Below are 16,979 nucleotides of genomic sequence, written 5' to 3' on the forward strand. Positions count from 1 at the left end.
CTTTTGCAGGGCCTTAGCTCACACCGAAGTGAGCGGCCATCTCCCGTTAATCCACAAACTACTGGAATTCTTCTAGGTCTTTTAGCTTATGACAATGGCCTTTTTGATAGCCTTCCTTGGGGTGGACATCTCTTGTTTCTAACCCTTGTCTGAGCCAGCGTTTACCGTTCGATAGCTGACGTTTAGGAACTGACTGACTTCCACGATGGCCTCTACCGCCTTCTTGCGCAAATCATAGTTATATAGTCTAGGCATTTTCTCACTCCCTAGCAACACGTTCATTATATGACAACCTTAAAAAGCTTAGCTGTAATGCGACGAGATATGGTCGTTTTGCGACTCGAAAAAGCATCTCCAATGGCGCTGGCTGGTTCTAGCGAGAAAGACACGGATGATTGTCACGACCTGTGTAGGGGATAGAAGTGTAGAGATGGCAAAAAGTTATGGAAGAGAGTGCCGCTTATTTGGCGAAAGCGGGCAAAATTTTATACTGATTGTTGGTCAGTTTATCGGAAGGTAATTCCGCAATCTCAACATGCAGCCAGTGCCAAAGGGAGTGGTAGGACGTCCCTGATTGAGTGCTTTAACAACACGCTTCGACAGCGAGTGAGTCACTTGACTATGGGAACTCCGTCCTTTTCTAAAAACCTAGAAAATCACATCGAAATTATATTCAACTTCATCCACCACTATAATGCATCATTACTTACATAGCACCACCCTGTAACCTAAGGAATGACCAGCATCAGCGACTTGGCCCTACTATAGAGATGCAGGCTCTGTTAGCAACCTTGACTGTGACCACTGTTTTAGCCATCGAAACCAGTTGTGACGAAACGGCTGTCGCTCTGGTGCAAGACCGGCAGGTGCTCGCCGAAGCCGTGGCTTCCCAAATTCCCCAGCATCAGGTGTACGGGGGGGTCGTTCCAGAAATCGCCTCGCGCCAGCATCTAGAGGTGATCAATTTTCTGATGGCCCAAGTGCAGGCCGAAACAGGCATTCGCTGGACGGATGTGGACGGCATCGCTGCGACCTGTGCGCCAGGGCTGGTGGGGGCCTTAAACGTGGGATTAACGGTGGCCAAAACCCTGGCAATCCTGCATCGGCGACCGTTGGTGGGCATTCACCATTTAGAAGGCCATATCTGCGCGGCATACCTAACGGAACCCGACCTGACGCCGCCTTTTTTGTGCCTGTTGGTTTCGGGGGGACATACGAGCTTGGTCGCAGTGCGGGACTGGCAGACCTACGAACCGTTGGGACAAACGCGGGATGATGCCGTTGGGGAAGCCTTTGACAAGGTGGCGCGGTTACTAGGGTTAGGCTATCCGGGCGGGCCGGCCATTGACCGCTTGGCTCAAACTGGGAACCCGCACGCCTTTGGGCTTCCAGAGGGCAAAATTTCCCTGCCCCAGGGCGGTTATCATCCCTACGACATGAGTTTCAGTGGGTTGAAAACTGCGGTCCGGCGTCTGGTGGAGCAACTCCCCCAGCCTTTACCGGTTGCAGATTTGGCCGCCAGTTTTCAGTACACTGTCGTGCAAACCCTGACCCGCCGTGCCATTCGGTGCGCCCTCGACCAGGACCTCAAAACCCTGGTGGTGGCTGGGGGTGTGGCCGCGAACCGGGAATTGCGGGCGACGATAACCGCAGCAGCGGCCCAGCACGGGATTCGCGTGGTGATTCCCCCCATGCGCTACTGCACCGACAATGCCGCGATGATTGGGTGCGCCGGCGTCATTCGTCTATCCCAAGGGCAACAATCGCCGTTGAGTCTGGTCAGTCAATCGCGCTTGCCCTTGACCGCCGTGGCCAGTCTCTACGCGGCTTAGGACGTGGTATCGCTCAGGTAGGTGTAGCGATTCAGGCTGTGTTCGTAGTGGGAGAGCAACCGTTGCGCTTCCTCCAATGTAATGCGTTTGGCCTGCAAAGCCGCTTCACTCTGGCGACGCAGCTGCTCGAGCAAATCCTCCGCGTTGTACTGGACGTAACCCAGCACCTCCTGCAGCGTATCGCCCTTGACAACGTGCTCAATCTGATAGCCGTTGGGGGACAGCCGGATATGCACCACGTTGGTATCGCCAAACAGGTTGTGCAAATTGCCCATGATTTCCTGATAAGCGCCACCGAGAAACAACCCTAGGTAGTAGGGTTCGCCCGGACGGTAGGGGTGCAATTCCAGCCACGATTTCACATCCCGCAGGTCAATAAACCGGTCAATTTTGCCATCGCTATCACAGGTCAGATCCGCCAGTATCCCCCGGCAACTCGGTCGTTCATTCAACCGGTGAATCGGCATGATGGGGAACAGTTGGTCAATCGCCCACGTGTCTGGCGCCGACTGGAAAACCGACAAGTTGATGTAGTAAATGGACGTCATGTTTTTGGGCAAGTCTTCCAGGTCATCCGGCACGTAGTCCTGTTGCTGGGTAATGTCCAGGATTTTTTGACAGCAAGCCCAGTACAATTGTTCTGCTTCCGCCCGTTCTTTCAGGCTCAAGTACCCCAGGTTGAAAAGACTAATGGCTTCTTCCTTGAACTGGTTCGCGTCGTGGTAGGCTTCCTGGTAGTTTTCTGGACGAATCGTGACATAGGTTTCGTAGAGATTTTTCAGCACCAGGTGGGCTGATTCGGACGGCGGTGTGGGTGTCCCTTGCCAGACTTCGCTGGTTCCTAGCACATTGAACACCAGCACCGATTGATGGGCTGTTAAGGCCCGGCCACTCTCACTGATGATGGTTGGCACAGGCAAGTTTTTCTGCATGCAGGCATCTTTAATCGCCGCCACCACATCGTTGGCGTAGTTCTGCATGGTGTAGTTCACCGACGCATAGAAATTGGTTTTCGACCCATCGTAATCAACGCCGAGACCGCCCCCCACATCCAGATAGCCCATCGGCGCGCCCAACGCCATCAATTCCGTGTAAATTTGCCCCGCTTCCTTCAGGGCGTCCTTGAGCACGCTAATGGCGGAAATTTGCGAACCAATATGGAAATGCAACAGTCGTAAACAGTCCAACAAATCTTCACTGCGCAAGCGCTCGACTGTCTCCAGAATTTCCGGTATTGTCAGCCCAAATTTCGCCCGTTCCCCGGTCGAATTGCCCCAGCGTCCCACCCCTTTCGTACTGAGTTTGGCACGCACCCCTAACACCGGTCGAATCCCCAATTGCCGGCTGGCTTGAATGACGAGTTCCAATTCCGCTAGTTGCTCCAGGACAATAATAGTTTGGTGTCCCAAGCGCCGGCTGAGCATCGCCGTTTCAATGTATTCCCGGTCCTTATAGCCATTGCAAATCAACAGGGGTGCATCGGCGTCTTGACGAGTCGGCAGCATCGATAAAGCAATTAACAATTCCGGTTTGGAACCCGCCTCTAATCCGAAGTGGTAGGGTTCACCAAAGCGCACCAATGCTTCCACTAGATGACGTTGTTGATTGCATTTGACTGGAAACACGCCCCGATAGATGCCGTTGTAGTTGTAACGGGCAATGGCTTTGGCAAAACAGGCATTCAGGCGCTCAATCCGGTTTTGCAAGATGTCTGGAAAGCGAATCAACAAGGGCAACTGGATGTTGCGTTTTTGCAGGGCTTGCACCAGTTCAAACAAGTCCAACGACCCGCCCCGTTCACCCATGGGCGAAACCGTCACGTGCCCAGCGGCGTTGATGGAAAAATAGGGTTCCCCCCAGCCACGAATGCGGTAGAGTTCTTCGCTATCCTCGATGCTCCAATCAGACGCAACCGCCGCAACCGTCAACGCCCCTGCTGTACTCATGGGTGACTCCCCTGCGCTCAACATGACAAATTGTACCGATTCGTCGCTACAATGAAGAGCAACTTTTCCGTCGGGTGTGGCCTATGCGTTGGTACGCCAAGTGGTTGGGGGGCTGGGCGTTGAGTTTTTGCTTGTGGAGTGGTGTGGCTCAGGCGCTACCCCCAGAGACAGCTCCCGAACCAGTAAAAACCTTTGTCCGGCGCTTGGAAGAAACCCTCAACCAGCGCAGCGCCGATGCGGTTTTGCAACTCTATAGTCCCAATTTCACCCATGCCGACGGCTTGAACCGGGATGTCCTGGCGCAATCCCTGACCCGGTTGTGGCAGCGCTTTCCCAACTTAACCTACCGGGCGGAATTGCTGGACTGGCAACCCCGCGAGCAGGGGTTTGTTGCGGATGTGCAGATGACCTTGCGGGGGACAGAGACCCAGAAGAATCGCCAGTTTGACCTGACCAGTGTGTTGAAAACCCGCCAAACCGTAGTCCAGGGGCAAATCCAGCGCCAGGAAATTCTCAGCGAACAGACGCAGTTGACTTCCGGTAAAGAACCGCCCCAGGTGACCGTTACGCTTCCTGAGGTGGTTGCTCCCAGCCAAACCTATGAATTCGACGTCATCGTGCAGGAACCCTTACAGGACGACCAAATTTTGGGGACGGCGGTGGCAACCCCGGTGCAGCCCGAACAACTGCTGGAAAATCCCCGCCTCAAGTTAGAAGTGCTGTCATCCGGTGGTTTGTTCAAGATGGGACAAGCGCCAGCGACGCCAGGCAGCCAGTGGCTATCAGCGGTACTCGTGCGCCAGGGCGGCATTACCATCATCACGCGGCGGTTGCGCGTAGCAACACCATGACCTTCCCCTTGGTGCAACCCGGCGCTGAAGGCCTTGACCTGGTGTTGCCTCCTGAACCGGATTGGCCCTACCTGCAAGAACTGCTACAAGCCTACTTCCAACTCACTGAACCCTGGTGGTCGCCCCACAGTCTGGTGCGGGTACTGGCCGGAGAACGCATTATCACAACTGAACAATGGCAATGGTTAGCGGCGTTACTCCAGCAGCAACAGTTGGTCTTGACGACCGTGCAATCAACCGTGCGGGCGACAGCGGTAGCAGCGGCCATGGCCGGGTTGTCTGTAGAGCAAAATTCTCTGGATACGGCACCAGCAATTTACGCATCGCCGCCCCTGTATGTCGTGCAGCCAGTGCGGTCGGGGATAGAGATTCGGCATCACGGCACGGTGGTTGTGGTGGGAGATGTGAATCCGGGCGGGTGTATCGTGGCCGATGGAGATATTTTGGTGTGGGGACGGTTGCGGGGCGTGGCTCATGCGGGCGCGAACGGTGATAACCGTCGGCTCATCATGGCTCTGGAAATGGCGGCGACCCAATTACGGATTGGCGACCGGGTGGCGCGGATGCCGGACCAGCCAGCGTTTTATCCCGAAGTTGCCTGCGTCCAGGGAGATGAGATTCTTTTACAGCCAGCGCGAGATTTTGGCAGAACCGCCCTTGGGGGAGTATTCTGATAGAAAAATCAGGCGCGATTGGAAACGCACATGGGGCGGGTGATTGTCATTACCTCTGGCAAGGGGGGTGTCGGTAAGACCACAACCACAGCCAATCTAGGAATGGCTTTGGCACGCATGGGGCGAACAGTGGCCCTGATAGACGCTGACTTTGGCCTGCGGAACCTGGACTTGCTATTGGGACTGGAAAACCGCGTGGTTTACACTGCGCTGGACGTGCTGGCCGGAGATTGCCGGTTAGAACAGGCGCTGGTGCGGGACAAACGCCAGCCCAATTTGGCCCTGTTACCGGCGGCCCAAAATCGCAACAAGGACGCCATCACCCCCGAGCAGATGCGCCATCTGGCCGGACTGCTGAGCGAAAAGTTTGACTACGTGCTGATTGATTGCCCAGCGGGGATTGAAGCCGGATTTAAAAATGCCATCGCCCCCGCCCAGGAAGCCCTGCTGGTGACCACGCCAGAAATTGCCGCCGTGCGGGATGCCGACCGGGTGATTGGGTTACTCGAAGCCCATGGGATTCGCAAAATTGGTTTGATTGTCAATCGCATTCGGCCCCAGATGGTCCAGAGCAACCACATGATGTCGGTTAGCGATGTGCAGGAAATTCTAGCGATTCCGCTGGCAGGACTGGTCCCGGATGACGAACGGGTAATTATCTCCACCAATCGCGGCGAGCCATTGGTTCTGGACACCAAACTGTCCTTACCGGGAATAGCATTCCAGAACATTGCCCGGCGCCTGGAAGGTGAAAAAGTCCCATTTTTAGACCTGGATGCCCCCTACAATACGCTTATGGGTCGTTTACGCCGTTTCTTCAGTCGTTGATATGCCGGTGTTGCAAGCGATTCGGGAGTTATTCGAGCGTTGGTTTCCCCGTTCTAGCGGCAGTCGGGATGAAGTGAAACGGCGGTTACAATTGGTCTTGGCCCACGACCGCGCCGATTTAACGCCGGAAATGCTGGAAAAAATGCGGCAGGAAATTGTGGAAGTGATTGGCCGGTACGTGGAATTTGACGCGGAAGGCATGGAATTTTCCTTAGAAATAGATGAGCGCGTAACGGCCCTGATTGCCAATGTTCCTATTCGCCGGGTGCGGCGGGAGTTGCTTGAATCCTAAATCATGGTGCGCTATTCGCTGGTCGTACCTGTCTATAACGAAGCTCCCAATCTCCCGCATCTCTATCAACGTTTGCGACCCATCATGGACGGTCTCGATGGCCCAGCCGAATTGATTTTAGTAGACGACGGCAGTCGGGATGAGTCCTTAACCTTGATGCGGGAATTACACCAGAAAGACTGGCGAGTTTGTTATATCTCTTTAGCGCGAAATTTTGGCCATCAGATTGCGGTGAGCGCCGGATTACAGTTTGCACGGGGACAAGCGGTGGTGATTTTGGATGCCGATTTACAGGACCCACCCGAATTGATCCCTGACATGATTGCTCTTTGGAAACAGGGATATCAAGTGGTTTATGGGCAACGGGTACAACGGCAGGAGCACTGGTTAAAGCGTGTATGCGCTCACATTTTTTATCGAGTACTGGCTTACCTATCCAGTGTGGAAATTCCGCGAGATAGCGGCGACTTTTGTTTGTTGGACCGCCAGGTCGTCAATATCCTGAATGCAATGCCGGAGCGCAACCGGTATGTGCGGGGTTTACGGGCGTGGGTCGGTTTTCGCCAGACGCCGATTTTGTATCACCGTCCGCCCCGTTACGCCGGTCAACCCAAATACACCTGGCTCAAAAGTTTTGCCCTAGCGATGAATGCCTTAGTGTCCTTCTCGTGGGTGCCGTTGCGCTTAGCGACCTATCTTGGTTTTTTGGCTGGATTGATGGCAGTGGTGATGCTGTTTTTGGTGTTGTATTGGCGGTTATTTGTGCCCGATTCCCCCCTGGCTGGCTACACGTTAATCATCATGGCGGTTTTGTTTTTAAGTGCTGCTCAACTCATCACCATTGGCATTTTGGGCGAATATATCGGGCGCATCTACGACGAAGTCAAAGCCCGCCCCCTATTTACGATTGCCGAGGTGTGTGGTTTTGAAACGAACCCAACCCACTTTTGAGCGCATCTATGGCTAAAAACATTTAGTCTGACGTAGAATAAGGTGGATAGGTTAAGGGGTTACATCTATGCCTTATGTCACGGATCTATGTCGGGAAGCCACTGATGGATAGGGAGCTTTAACTTGGTTGCATGAGTAGTTATTACTAGCAATTGGGCCTGGCAAAAAGATGGTGATGGACAATTTAGCGGTGGTAAGCTGATATGTTTGCCTAGATATGCGCCAGATTTGAATCCGATTGATTAAGCAAAAGATGCATAAGTTACAGGTGAGTGCAATCGAAATCTGCAATCTTTGGCCAACGAAACTATCCGTAGCTGATGTCAAGTTTCTTAATTTTAGCTGTATAATGTAATTACATAGCACTACTGGGATAGGGCTGCGTTCTGCAACCTAAGGAGTGACGAGCATAGATAACTTAGCTATAACGGTCCTCCAGCATCCTAATCCCGGAACAATCCACCTGTTGCATCCATTCCCGAACTGTTACGTCACTGCGTGGGTCGCGCCATTCGGGGGCAATTTCCGCCAGGGGCACTAACACAAACGCTCGCCGGTGGTATTCAGGATGGGGAACCGTTAAAGTGGGGGTATGAATGATGTGTTGACCGTAAAAAATCAAATCTAAATCCAGGGTGCGGGGTTGCCATTTCCCAGTGCGAGTCCGACCGAAATGTTGCTCTGTTGCTAAAAGAATGTGGAGCAATTTTTCGGGGGGGTGATAGGTATGGAAAAGGGCGCAACCATTCAGATAGTCGGGTTGAGGCGGCCCCAAAGGTGGTGTGCGATACCAGTGGGAACGGCGAATCAACCGGAGTCCTTCGGTGTTGGCCAAATGCGCTAACGCCCGTTGCAGGGTCACTAGGGAATTCCCTAAATTACTCCCGAAGGCAATCACGACCGGCGTCACAAGATTGGTTGAGTCAGGGTCAGCCGTTCTATCTGCGAACACGGGTACACGCATTCCCCTAATGCGTCGTTTAAGACTTTTATTCTAAACTTCAGGGAAAAGGACGGGATCGCGCCCTGCAACCCGAAAGATGACACGCTGAGGTGATAGGTGAGCCGCTAGCGGGATACAATGACCAGCAAATCCAGCGGGTTTGAGCTGATGGGCAAAAACTACCGCCGAACCAACCTGCAGACTCAGCCAGCGCCCACGCGTCCACCGATGCGGCGCTCCCAACCCTGGTGGCAGGTATTTGTCCTGAACACTTTGCGCTTGGGGATTTTGGGAGTGGGGTTGGGCGTGTTAACGGGCACGGGATTGCACCTCTGGTTGAGCCAGGGGTACGACCGCATTGGCCCGTTTCCCTTGCGCCCGCAAGACCAGCCACCCACCTGGCAAAGTTTTTTTTGGCCTCCAACGCCGGAGCAGCCGGCTTTGATGCCCCAACCGGTGCGCCCGACGACGCTGGAGGCGCTCATTCCCCGCCGAGGCGAGATGTCCACCCTGCAACAGCAGCTTTTATCACTCATCCAGCGCCAGCCCCAGATGCAGGTGAGCCTGTACGCGGTGGACTTGGACAGCGGTGAATACCTGGATATCAACGGTACCCGGACGGTTTCAGCGGCCAGCACAATCAAGTTGCCCCTGCTGCTGGCGGTGTTTCAGGCGTGGGACCAGGGCCAGGTCCGCCTGGAGGAACGCTTGACCATGACCAAAGCCTTGCTGGCTGGTGGGTCGGGGGATATGCAGTTCCAGCCGGTGGGGACGACGTTCACCTTGCTGGATACGGCCACCCGCATGATTGTCATCAGCGACAATACGGCGACCAACTTGATCCTGGAGCGTTTGGGGGGCAAGGACGTGGTCAACCGGCTGTTTGCCAGCTGGGGGTTGCAAACCACGGTGATTCGCAATTGGTTGCCCGACCTAAAAGGCACGAACACCACTAGCGCCGCCGATTTGGTGCATACCCTGGCGCTGATCGAGCGGGGGGAATCCCTGTCGCGCCGCAGCCGCGATTGGGTTTTGCACATCCTGCGCAGTACGCAGAACCGGAGTCTGTTGCCGGCGGGTCTAGGGCCAGGGGCGGTGATTGGTCATAAAACGGGCGATATCGGTTTCATCATTGGGGATGCGGGGGTGGTGGATACAGCGACCGGCCAGCGCTATTTAGTCGCCATCTTCGTCCAGAGCGCCTACAACGACCCCCGCGCTGTGCAATTGCTCCAGGAATTGTCCCGGCACATCTATCGCTACCTGAACCGGGTCAGGTCACCTGGCACACCCAGCCCTTCAGATAGGCCCCCTCCGGCACCCACAGGTTGATGGGGTGGTCCCAGGGTTGCCCCAGCGGTTGCAGCAAATGCACCGTGCGCCCACTGTCTATGGCCGCCGCCGCTAGGATTTTTTGGAACAAGTCGGCGTTTACCAACCCCGAACAGGAAAAGGTCACCAGCAAACCCCCAGGTTTGAGCAATTTCATCGCCAAAAGATTGATGTCCTTGTAACCACGGGCGGCTTTGGGGACTTGGGCCTGGGCATCGGCAAACTTGGGTGGGTCCAGGATGATGTGGTCAAAGGTGCGGCCCTCATCCCGGTAGCGGCGCAACAGTTGAAACACATCGCCCACTACGCTTGTGACGCAGCGGTTGTCGAACCCGTTAAGGGCCACGTTTTTCAGGGCAATATCCAAAGCGCGGGCCGAGCTATCAATTTGGGTCACGTGCTGGCATCCGGCCCGCAGCAGGCTCACCGTAAACCCGCCGGTGTAGGCAAAGCAATTGAGGGCTTCCCCACCCCGACAGTAGGTTTGCACCACCCGCCGGTTCTCGCGCTGGTCTAAGTAAAACCCAGTTTTATGCCCCTGCCGAACATCTACCCAAAACCGGTTGTGGTACTCCTGGATGGGCACGAGTTCCGGTGGTTCGGGGCCGTGGATCAAACCAGCGCGCAGCGGCAAACCCTCTTTGGTGCGACTCTCGGCGTCCGACCGCTCATAAATCGTGGCCCTTGGATAGCGTTCGCGCAACGCCTCAACCAGCGTTTCCCGCCAGTACTCGGCGCCCCAACTGAGCAGTTGCAGAACGAGCACCTCCCCATAGCGGTCCAGAATGACCCCCGGTAGCCCATCGGCTTCGGCATAAATCAGGCGGTAGCTGTCCAGGTCGGGCTGCTGGGCAAACGGTTCCCGTCGCGCCAGGGCTTGGTGAATCCGAGTGCGCCACCATTGGCGGTCCAGGCGGTCGTCCGGCTGAAAGCTCCACACTCGCACCGCAATCTGGGACTGGGGCGACCAAGCTCCCCAGGCCAACCATTCCCCGCTGTGGGCGTAAACCCCAACGGTTTCTCCCGGCGACGGTTGGCCTCGCACCCGCGCAATCGCGCCCGAGAATACCCAGGGGTGATAGCGGTACAGGGACTTTTCCCGCCCTGGCTTCAGGACAACCTGGGGAATGTCCACCTAGCTGGCCAGGTACTCCCGGATGTTCACCCGCCGGCGGCGCAGGTGTTCCAGGGCCTGTTGCTCCAATTGCCGCACCCGCTCCCGCGACAGGTTCAAGCGCTTGCCCACCTTGGATAGGGAGAGTTCCTTGCCATCCTGCAGCCCAAACCGCAGGCTGATGACTTCCCGTTGCTGGGGCGTCAGTTCCGCCATCAACCGCTCCAAGTCGCCTCGCAGCGCCTCCCGCGTGGTAAAGTCCTCCGGCGACATCCCCTTGTCTTCCAGGAGTTCCCCCAGTTCTGTGTCTTGGTTATCGCCGATGCGTAGGTCCATCGAGATGGGTTGCCGCGCCATCGTCAAGTACTCGCGAATCTGGGCCGGGTCCAACTCCAGGGCCTGGGCAATTTCCGACGGTGTGGGTGAGCGCCCCAACTGCTGGGACAACTCCCGCTGGGTCTTTTTGATTTTGTTCAGCTTTTCCGTGATGTGGATCGGCAAGCGAATCGTACGGGCCTGCTGGGCAATGGCGCGGGTAATCGCCTGGCGGATCCACCAGTAGGCATAGGTAGAGAACTTGTAGCCCCGCGTGGGGTCAAACTTCTCGACGCCCCGCTCCAGCCCCAAGGTGCCCTCCTGAATCAGGTCCAGCAGTTCCAGGTTGCGCTTTTGGTACTTCTTGGCGATGGAGACCACCAGCCGCAAATTCGCTTCAATCATCCGTTGCTTGGCCCGCTGGCCCCGCCGTAGTGTCTGGCGCAATTCCTCTACCGACAACCCCGCCCGCTTGGCCCAAGTTTCCTCATCGGGAGGTTGCCCTGTTTCCGCCGCCATCCGGTCGCGCAGCTCCAGGAGCCGCATCATCTGCTGCACCTGCTTGCCGTAAACAATTTCCTCCTCGTGGGTCAGCAGGGGCACCCGGCCAATCTCCTGCAAATAGGTGCGCACCATGTCCGGCGTCACCGCCGCCCGTCGCCCGCTCTCCAAGTCACTGGGGGCAGTCCAACTGTTTTCCAGCTCGTCGGTGGGGAGTTCAGTGTAGTCGTGCATCATGGGCTTGTTCCTAGGGTGGAAAAAATGAAAACTTCGTCGCTGTGGACCTTAGGCTGTCCAGAATAAAGGTTGCGTCAGGGTCTTATCCGCCCCTGTACCCTTGGTCGCTCATTTGTCTCTCCTGCGTCAAACCCTAACCAAGGTATGCTTCGTAACCCAACCGTTACCTGTTCCGCCCGCCTACAGCGCCGCTTGACATTAACCTCATGTTTAATATGATAAACCAAATGTATCCTTCTGTAAATTCATAGGCCGCGCCGCAAACACTGGATTGGCAAGACGGATGCCCGGACGCGGAAGTTCCTTAAAACCCCAAATCTTGCCGAGCAGAACGGGCACGGGCCAACACCTTCTCCCGCTGCTGGGTACTGTCCAGGTAGCCTAGGGACTGGTAAAACGCCTGGTCGTAGGGACGGGTCTGGATCACCACTGGCATGGGCACCGCATGACCCAGCACCAGGGCTTGTTGTTTGGAGTCCAGTTTCGCCAGCACCGACCGCAGCCCTTGACTGCCCGCCACGCCGGTAAAGATGGCCTCGATGTCCTTTTCATCGTTGAGCAGGGCGGTAATCCGGGTGCCAATTTGGGACATCACCTCGTTGTCAATCCCTGACGGGCGCTGGTCTACCACCAACAGCGTCACAAAGTATTTGCGCATCTCCCGCGCAATCGTCCCAAAGATGGTCTGGTGGGCCACGGCGGGGTTCAAAAACCGGTGCGCCTCCTCAATCGTGATCACCAGTTGCCGGGGCCGGTCGCTGGGGTCTTTGGATTGCAAAAATTTCTCGGCCTTTTTCACGTAGGAACTGTGGATCCGGCGGGTGATGATGTTGGTGGCAAGCATATAGGCCAGCAGGTTGGATTGGGAGCCAAATTCAATCACCACGTGTTTCCCTGCATCCAAGTCCCGCAGGATTTGCTGGACGTAGTTGTTGGCCGACGCTGAGCGAATGTAGGACAGGTTTTCCAGGCGCTGGAGCTTGCGTTGCAGGGCCATGATGGCAGCGGGACTTCCCCGCCGGGTCTGGCAGAATTCCTGAATGTCATCGTTGGACAACTGCAACAGTTGAGCGATCCACTGGTTGCCGTACTCCGCCCGCAGGATGTTGGCGTTTTCGATGCTGGCTTCCGAGAGATTCAACACTTCCCGCAGCAACTCCAGGTCTTCCACCTCAATTTGGTCCAGGCTAATCCACAGCTCTTGGGCCTGGGGGACGCCCCGCCGCTTGGTCGAGGCCGGGTCGAGGGTATAAATCTGCACCTGGTCGGGAAACAACTGTTTCAACCCCTTGACCATTGAGACGTCGCGCCCCTCTTTCATCGCCTCCCAGCCGTACTCCGAGTGCATGTCAAAGATCAAATTCACCGCCGCCTGCTTGTGAATGATCCCGCACAGGAGCAGCCGGGTGAGAAACGATTTACCCGTCCCCGATTTCCCGAAAATGCCGTTGCTGCGCTCCACAAACCGGTCCAGGTCAATACAGATGGGCACGTCCATGTCCAGGGGCCGCCCGATGGCGAAGTTGCGCCGGTGCGGGTCGTCCTCCCAACCGAACACTGAGCGAAAATCCTGTTCCGACGCCTCGTACACCTGGCTGAAATGACTTGGCACCGTTTTGACCGGCAGGAGTTCCATGGGCTGGTCGCCATCGCCCGTGACCAAAACCAACATGGGGTTGAGCGTAATCGTGGAATAGGTGCCGGTACCCGCCAACACTTGGGTAAGAAAGTGGTTGTGGGGCGCGGGGGGGTCCGCCAGGATCCGAGGGCTCGCAGTTCCCAATGCCACATCCGTCAACATACAAAAAAAGCGAGCACGCCGTCCCTGCACCACCAAAAATTTCCCTACCCGCAAATCCTCCACCGAGACATCGGGATGCAACCGCACCTCCAAACCTTGGGTGAGAGACCCTTGAATCACCAGACCGAGGGGGGCTGTATTGGTCATAAATCCCGTCCGTACCACCATTAAATTGGTTCTATCCTACATCCGAATGAGCGACAACGGGGGAGAAACTAGACTAGAAGCCAGAAATTAGATAGAAAACGGTTGAACTGGACCAGCTCAGATACGCGGTCAGCAAAGAAAATACCCCCCAGCTGGGGGGCAAACTACATCTCCTATGGAGATTGCGAATTGGTCTGGAATTAGCCGTTGATCGCTGGCGCTACCACCGGTTCAGCAGACGCCAAATCCAAGGGGAAGTTGTGCGCGTTGCGTTCGTGCATCACTTCGATCCCCAGGTTGGCCCGGTTGATCACATCCGCCCAGGTGTTAATCACCCGACCTTGGCTGTCCACGATGGACTGGTTGAAGTTGAACCCGTTCAGGTTAAAGGCCATCGTGCTGATCCCCAGCGAGGTGAACCAGATGCCCACCACCGGCCAAGCCGCCAGGAAGAAGTGCAGCGAGCGGCTGTTGTTGAAGCTGGCGTACTGGAAGATCAACCGGCCAAAGTAGCCGTGGGCTGCGACAATGCTGTAGGTTTCTTCCGTTTGGCCAAACTTGTAGCCGTAGTTTTGAGACTCCTCCTCAGTAGTCTCCCGGATCAGGGAAGAGGTCACCAGCGAACCATGCATGGCGCAGAACAGGGCACCGCCAAACACACCCGCCACCCCCAGCATGTGGAAGGGGTGCATCAGGATGTTGTGCTCCGCTTGGAACACCAGCATGAAGTTGAAGGTACCAGAAATCCCCAAGGGCATCCCATCCGAGAAGGAGCCTTGGCCAATCGGGTAAATCAGGAACACGGCAGTCGCCGCCGCCACCGGTGCCGAGTAGGCCACGCAGATCCAAGGCCGCATCCCCAACCGGTAGGACAGCTCCCACTCGCGACCCATGTAGCAGAACACCCCAATCAGGAAGTGCAGCACGATCAACTGGTAGGGGCCGCCATTGTAGAGCCACTCATCCATCGAAGCTGCTTCCCAGATGGGGTACAGGTGCAGCCCAATCGCGTTGGAGGTGGGCACCACCGCAGCCGTGATGATGTTGTTGCCATACAGCAGCGAACCCGACACCGGCTCACGAATCCCGTCAATGTCCACCGGCGGAGCCGCAATAAACGCAATGATGAAGCAAGCCGTGGCAGTCAGCAGGGTGGGGATCATCAACACGCCAAACCAGCCCACATACAGCCGGTTGTCCGTGCTGGTCACCCACTGGCAAAACTGTTCCCACAGGCTCACGCTCGAACGACGTTCCAGGGTTACAGTCATAGTCCTATAAGTCCAGTGAACGACAACAGTAGGGAAAACTCCCTGGCAGTATATTAGCCCAAACCCTGGGTTTTGTGAAGGACTGTTACAGGTTTTTTATATTTTTGTTAGCCGGGGGGCCAACCCATGTCCCGCCCGCCCAGGATATGGAGGTGCAGGTGATAGACGGTCTGACCGCCTTGGGGGCCGTCGTTGATCACCAGCCGGTAGCCTTGGGTCAGGTTTTGGGCTTGGGCTACGTGTTTGGCCGTGAGTAACAGATGTCCGAGCAGGGCCTGGTGTTCAGGTTGGGCTTCAGAAATCCGAGGAATGGGTTCTTTGGGGATCACCAGCAGGTGTACCGGCGCTTGCGGGTTGATGTCCTTGATGACGATACACAGGTCATCCTCATAAAGGATGGTGGCGGGGATTTCCCTGCGGATAATCCGGCCAAAGACGGTATCGCTGCTCATGGGGGGAAGGCCGAGAACGTCTCTTCTCTCTCAGTTTCTCAGAATCCGGTAAGCTAAAGGGGGAAATTTTAGGAAAATTGCCGACTCCATGCTCACCAATCAAGACCGCGTCCAGGTGCTGAGCGAAGCGTTGCCCTATATCCAGAAGTTCACGGGGCGGACGATGGTCATCAAGTACGGCGGAGCGGCGATGAAAGATGAATCCTTAAAGCAGCAGGTGATTAGCGATGTGGTGTTCATGTCCTGTGTCGGGATTCGCCCGATCCTGGTGCATGGGGGCGGGCCGGAGATCAATGCTTGGCTGGATAAGTTGGGTATCGCGCCCCAGTTCAAAAACGGGTTGCGGGTCACGGATGCCGCCACGATGGCGGTGGTGGAAATGGTGCTGGTGGGGCGGGTGAATAAGGAAATTGTGCGTTTGATTAACCAAGCAGGGGGCAGAGCAGTGGGAGTGGCCGGTGTGGATGGTCATCTGATCCAAGCGCGGCCCGAAGGTTCAGACGACATCGGTTTTGTGGGGGAAGTCAAAAGCGTGGAAACCCATTTATTAGAGACCCTGATCCAGGCAGGCTATATCCCTGTGGTGTCCAGCGTCGCCGCTGATGAAACTGGCCAAGCCTACAACATCAACGCCGATACGGTCGCTGGAGAAATTGCCGCTGCACTAGGGGCTGAGAAGTTAATTTTGCTCACCGACACCCCTGGCATTCTCCAGGACCCCAAAGACCCCAGCACCCTATACCATTTCTTAAATATCCAGCAAGCCCGAGAACTGATTGAGCAAGGGGTAATCCGGGGCGGCATGATCCCCAAGGTAAACTGCTGCGTGCGGTCGCTGGCCCAGGGCGTAAAAGCAGCGCACATTCTCGATGGCCGGTTGCCCCACGCGCTCTTGCTAGAAATTTTTACCGACACCGGCATCGGCTCAATGATTGTGGCTTCAGGGATGGGGAGCCTCAACAGTTAGGTTGTTTCTCAAGGTGAGCCGCATAAAATGGGAGCGGACTCGTGGCTCGCCGCGTTATGCGCAAGTTGCTGTTTCTGGACTTTGACGGGGTGTTGCACGCGGAGGGGGAAGAACCTTTGACTCGCTTGCCCTTCGTGGAACAGTGCTTACTAACCCTCCCCTACCTGGACATTGTGATCAGTTCAGCATGGCGGCATGGGCATCCCTTTGAAGCGTTACGGTCGTTGTTTAGCCCGCCCTTACGGCCCCGTGTTGTGGGCATGACACCAATTCTCCCCGATGGGCTGTGCCCTGGGGGCCGTCGCCGGGAAATCGAAGCCTTTCTTGCCAGTGAACGAGCCTGTAGTTGGGTGGCTCTGGACGACATGCCGGAGTTGTTCGCCCCTGCTGACCCGCATCTGATCTGGGTGGACCCCTTGGCCGGCTTTACTGACCGGGAAGGAGATGCCCTGCGGACTTGGTATCACAGCAACTAGGCCCCGAAACCTTTATATTCCCTGTAAACAGTGCAATTTTTGCCGCAGG

At 56.1% G+C, this 16,979-nt stretch carries 16 protein-coding genes; 9 read left to right on the top strand and 7 right to left on the bottom strand.

Annotated features, from left to right (window positions below; all coding sequences use genetic code 11):
- The first annotated feature begins 797 nt into the window (after positions 1-797).
- Positions 798-1,832 carry a tRNA (adenosine(37)-N6)-threonylcarbamoyltransferase complex transferase subunit TsaD gene (tsaD, locus tag NZ705_08720; GenBank protein MCS7293033.1) on the top strand — a complete coding sequence of 345 codons (1,035 nt, stop codon included), beginning with the start codon at positions 798-800 and terminating at the stop codon, positions 1,830-1,832.
- Here tsaD and speA read toward each other — a convergent pair.
- The gene (gene speA, locus NZ705_08725; protein ID MCS7293034.1) at positions 1,829-3,778 is read right to left on the bottom strand and encodes a biosynthetic arginine decarboxylase; all 1,950 of its coding nucleotides are present in this window, start codon (positions 3,776-3,778) and stop codon (positions 1,829-1,831) included. The two genes, tsaD and speA, sit on opposite strands and share 4 nt — an antisense overlap.
- 83 nt (positions 3,779-3,861) lie before the next feature.
- On the opposite strand from speA, the gene NZ705_08730 reads away from it, so the two are divergent.
- Genes NZ705_08730 through NZ705_08750 form a run of 5 tightly spaced genes read left to right on the top strand, consistent with a single transcriptional unit; the run spans position 3,862 to position 7,374 of the window.
- On the top strand, positions 3,862-4,629 hold the full coding sequence (locus NZ705_08730; GenBank protein MCS7293035.1) for a nuclear transport factor 2 family protein: 768 nt from the start codon (positions 3,862-3,864) through the stop codon (positions 4,627-4,629).
- Positions 4,626-5,303 (top strand): septum site-determining protein MinC, encoded by a 678-nt coding sequence (minC, locus tag NZ705_08735; protein MCS7293036.1) that lies wholly within the window; start codon positions 4,626-4,628, stop codon positions 5,301-5,303. The genes NZ705_08730 and minC overlap by 4 nt, the downstream gene beginning before the upstream one ends.
- Positions 5,304-5,333: 30 nt before the next feature.
- Positions 5,334-6,131, top strand: a complete 798-nt coding sequence (gene minD, locus NZ705_08740; GenBank protein MCS7293037.1) for a septum site-determining protein MinD — start codon at positions 5,334-5,336, stop codon at positions 6,129-6,131.
- A gap of 1 nt (position 6,132) precedes the next feature.
- Entirely contained in the window at positions 6,133-6,423 is a 291-nt protein-coding gene (gene minE, locus NZ705_08745) for a cell division topological specificity factor MinE (protein ID MCS7293038.1), read from the top strand.
- Between the two features lie 3 nt (positions 6,424-6,426).
- On the top strand, positions 6,427-7,374 hold the full coding sequence (locus NZ705_08750; protein MCS7293039.1) for a glycosyltransferase: 948 nt from the start codon (positions 6,427-6,429) through the stop codon (positions 7,372-7,374).
- Positions 7,375-7,792: 418 nt separating this feature from the next.
- Here the strand turns inward: NZ705_08750 and folK are convergent, their stop codons facing one another.
- Positions 7,793-8,338 (bottom strand): 2-amino-4-hydroxy-6-hydroxymethyldihydropteridine diphosphokinase, encoded by a 546-nt coding sequence (gene folK, locus NZ705_08755; protein ID MCS7293040.1) that lies wholly within the window; start codon positions 8,336-8,338, stop codon positions 7,793-7,795.
- Between the two features lie 117 nt (positions 8,339-8,455).
- Between folK and NZ705_08760 the strand changes: the two genes are divergently transcribed.
- On the top strand, positions 8,456-9,649 hold the full coding sequence (locus NZ705_08760) for a class A beta-lactamase-related serine hydrolase (protein MCS7293041.1): 1,194 nt from the start codon (positions 8,456-8,458) through the stop codon (positions 9,647-9,649).
- Here the strand turns inward: NZ705_08760 and NZ705_08765 are convergent.
- From NZ705_08765 to NZ705_08785, 5 genes are all read right to left on the bottom strand, one after another.
- Positions 9,591-10,784 carry a class I SAM-dependent methyltransferase gene (locus tag NZ705_08765; GenBank protein ID MCS7293042.1) on the bottom strand — a complete coding sequence of 398 codons (1,194 nt, stop codon included), beginning with the start codon at positions 10,782-10,784 and terminating at the stop codon, positions 9,591-9,593. The two genes, NZ705_08760 and NZ705_08765, sit on opposite strands and share 59 nt — an antisense overlap.
- Positions 10,785-11,816: an RNA polymerase sigma factor, RpoD/SigA family gene (locus NZ705_08770; GenBank protein MCS7293043.1), complete on the bottom strand. Its 1,032-nt coding sequence runs from the start codon at positions 11,814-11,816 to the stop codon at positions 10,785-10,787.
- A gap of 304 nt (positions 11,817-12,120) precedes the next feature.
- Complete coding sequence (locus tag NZ705_08775) at positions 12,121-13,764, bottom strand: DUF87 domain-containing protein (protein MCS7293044.1); 1,644 nt, start codon at positions 13,762-13,764, stop codon at positions 12,121-12,123.
- Positions 13,765-13,964: 200 nt separating this feature from the next.
- Positions 13,965-15,035: a photosystem II q(b) protein gene (gene psbA, locus NZ705_08780; protein ID MCS7293045.1), complete on the bottom strand. Its 1,071-nt coding sequence runs from the start codon at positions 15,033-15,035 to the stop codon at positions 13,965-13,967.
- Positions 15,036-15,142: 107 nt separating this feature from the next.
- A complete protein-coding gene (locus tag NZ705_08785; protein MCS7293046.1) occupies positions 15,143-15,487 on the bottom strand; it encodes a histidine triad nucleotide-binding protein in 345 nt (114 codons plus the stop codon).
- Positions 15,488-15,575: 88 nt separating this feature from the next.
- Here NZ705_08785 and argB point away from each other — a divergent pair, with 88 nt between their 5' ends.
- Together argB and NZ705_08795 are read left to right on the top strand one after the other, a co-directional pair.
- Positions 15,576-16,454, top strand: a complete 879-nt coding sequence (gene argB / locus NZ705_08790; protein ID MCS7293047.1) for an acetylglutamate kinase — start codon at positions 15,576-15,578, stop codon at positions 16,452-16,454.
- A gap of 56 nt (positions 16,455-16,510) precedes the next feature.
- Positions 16,511-16,930, top strand: coding sequence for an HAD domain-containing protein (locus tag NZ705_08795; protein ID MCS7293048.1), 420 nt, complete (start codon positions 16,511-16,513; stop codon positions 16,928-16,930).
- The last annotated feature ends 49 nt before the right edge of the window (positions 16,931-16,979 follow it).

The sequence above is a fragment of the Gloeomargarita sp. SKYB120 genome, from assembly GCA_025062155.1.
Lineage (GTDB): Bacteria > Cyanobacteriota > Cyanobacteriia > Gloeomargaritales > Gloeomargaritaceae > Gloeomargarita.

What these genes read in the sequence shown, in the direction of transcription:
- speA (MCS7293034.1), bottom strand. Translation starts at nt 3,778, where the DNA reads ATGAGTACAGCAGGGGCGTTGACGGTTGCGGCGGTTGCGTCTGATTGG.
- NZ705_08730 (MCS7293035.1), top strand. Translation starts at nt 3,862, where the DNA reads ATGCGTTGGTACGCCAAGTGGTTGGGGGGCTGGGCGTTGAGTTTTTGC.
- minC (MCS7293036.1), top strand. Translation starts at nt 4,626, where the DNA reads ATGACCTTCCCCTTGGTGCAACCCGGCGCTGAAGGCCTTGACCTGGTG.
- minD (MCS7293037.1), top strand. Translation starts at nt 5,334, where the DNA reads ATGGGGCGGGTGATTGTCATTACCTCTGGCAAGGGGGGTGTCGGTAAG.
- minE (MCS7293038.1), top strand. Translation starts at nt 6,133, where the DNA reads ATGCCGGTGTTGCAAGCGATTCGGGAGTTATTCGAGCGTTGGTTTCCC.
- NZ705_08750 (MCS7293039.1), top strand. Translation starts at nt 6,427, where the DNA reads ATGGTGCGCTATTCGCTGGTCGTACCTGTCTATAACGAAGCTCCCAAT.
- folK (MCS7293040.1), bottom strand. Translation starts at nt 8,338, where the DNA reads ATGCGTGTACCCGTGTTCGCAGATAGAACGGCTGACCCTGACTCAACC.
- NZ705_08760 (MCS7293041.1), top strand. Translation starts at nt 8,456, where the DNA reads ATGACCAGCAAATCCAGCGGGTTTGAGCTGATGGGCAAAAACTACCGC.
- NZ705_08770 (MCS7293043.1), bottom strand. Translation starts at nt 11,816, where the DNA reads ATGATGCACGACTACACTGAACTCCCCACCGACGAGCTGGAAAACAGT.
- NZ705_08775 (MCS7293044.1), bottom strand. Translation starts at nt 13,764, where the DNA reads ATGACCAATACAGCCCCCCTCGGTCTGGTGATTCAAGGGTCTCTCACC.
- psbA (MCS7293045.1), bottom strand. Translation starts at nt 15,035, where the DNA reads ATGACTGTAACCCTGGAACGTCGTTCGAGCGTGAGCCTGTGGGAACAG.
- NZ705_08785 (MCS7293046.1), bottom strand. Translation starts at nt 15,487, where the DNA reads ATGAGCAGCGATACCGTCTTTGGCCGGATTATCCGCAGGGAAATCCCC.
- argB (MCS7293047.1), top strand. Translation starts at nt 15,576, where the DNA reads ATGCTCACCAATCAAGACCGCGTCCAGGTGCTGAGCGAAGCGTTGCCC.
- NZ705_08795 (MCS7293048.1), top strand. Translation starts at nt 16,511, where the DNA reads ATGCGCAAGTTGCTGTTTCTGGACTTTGACGGGGTGTTGCACGCGGAG.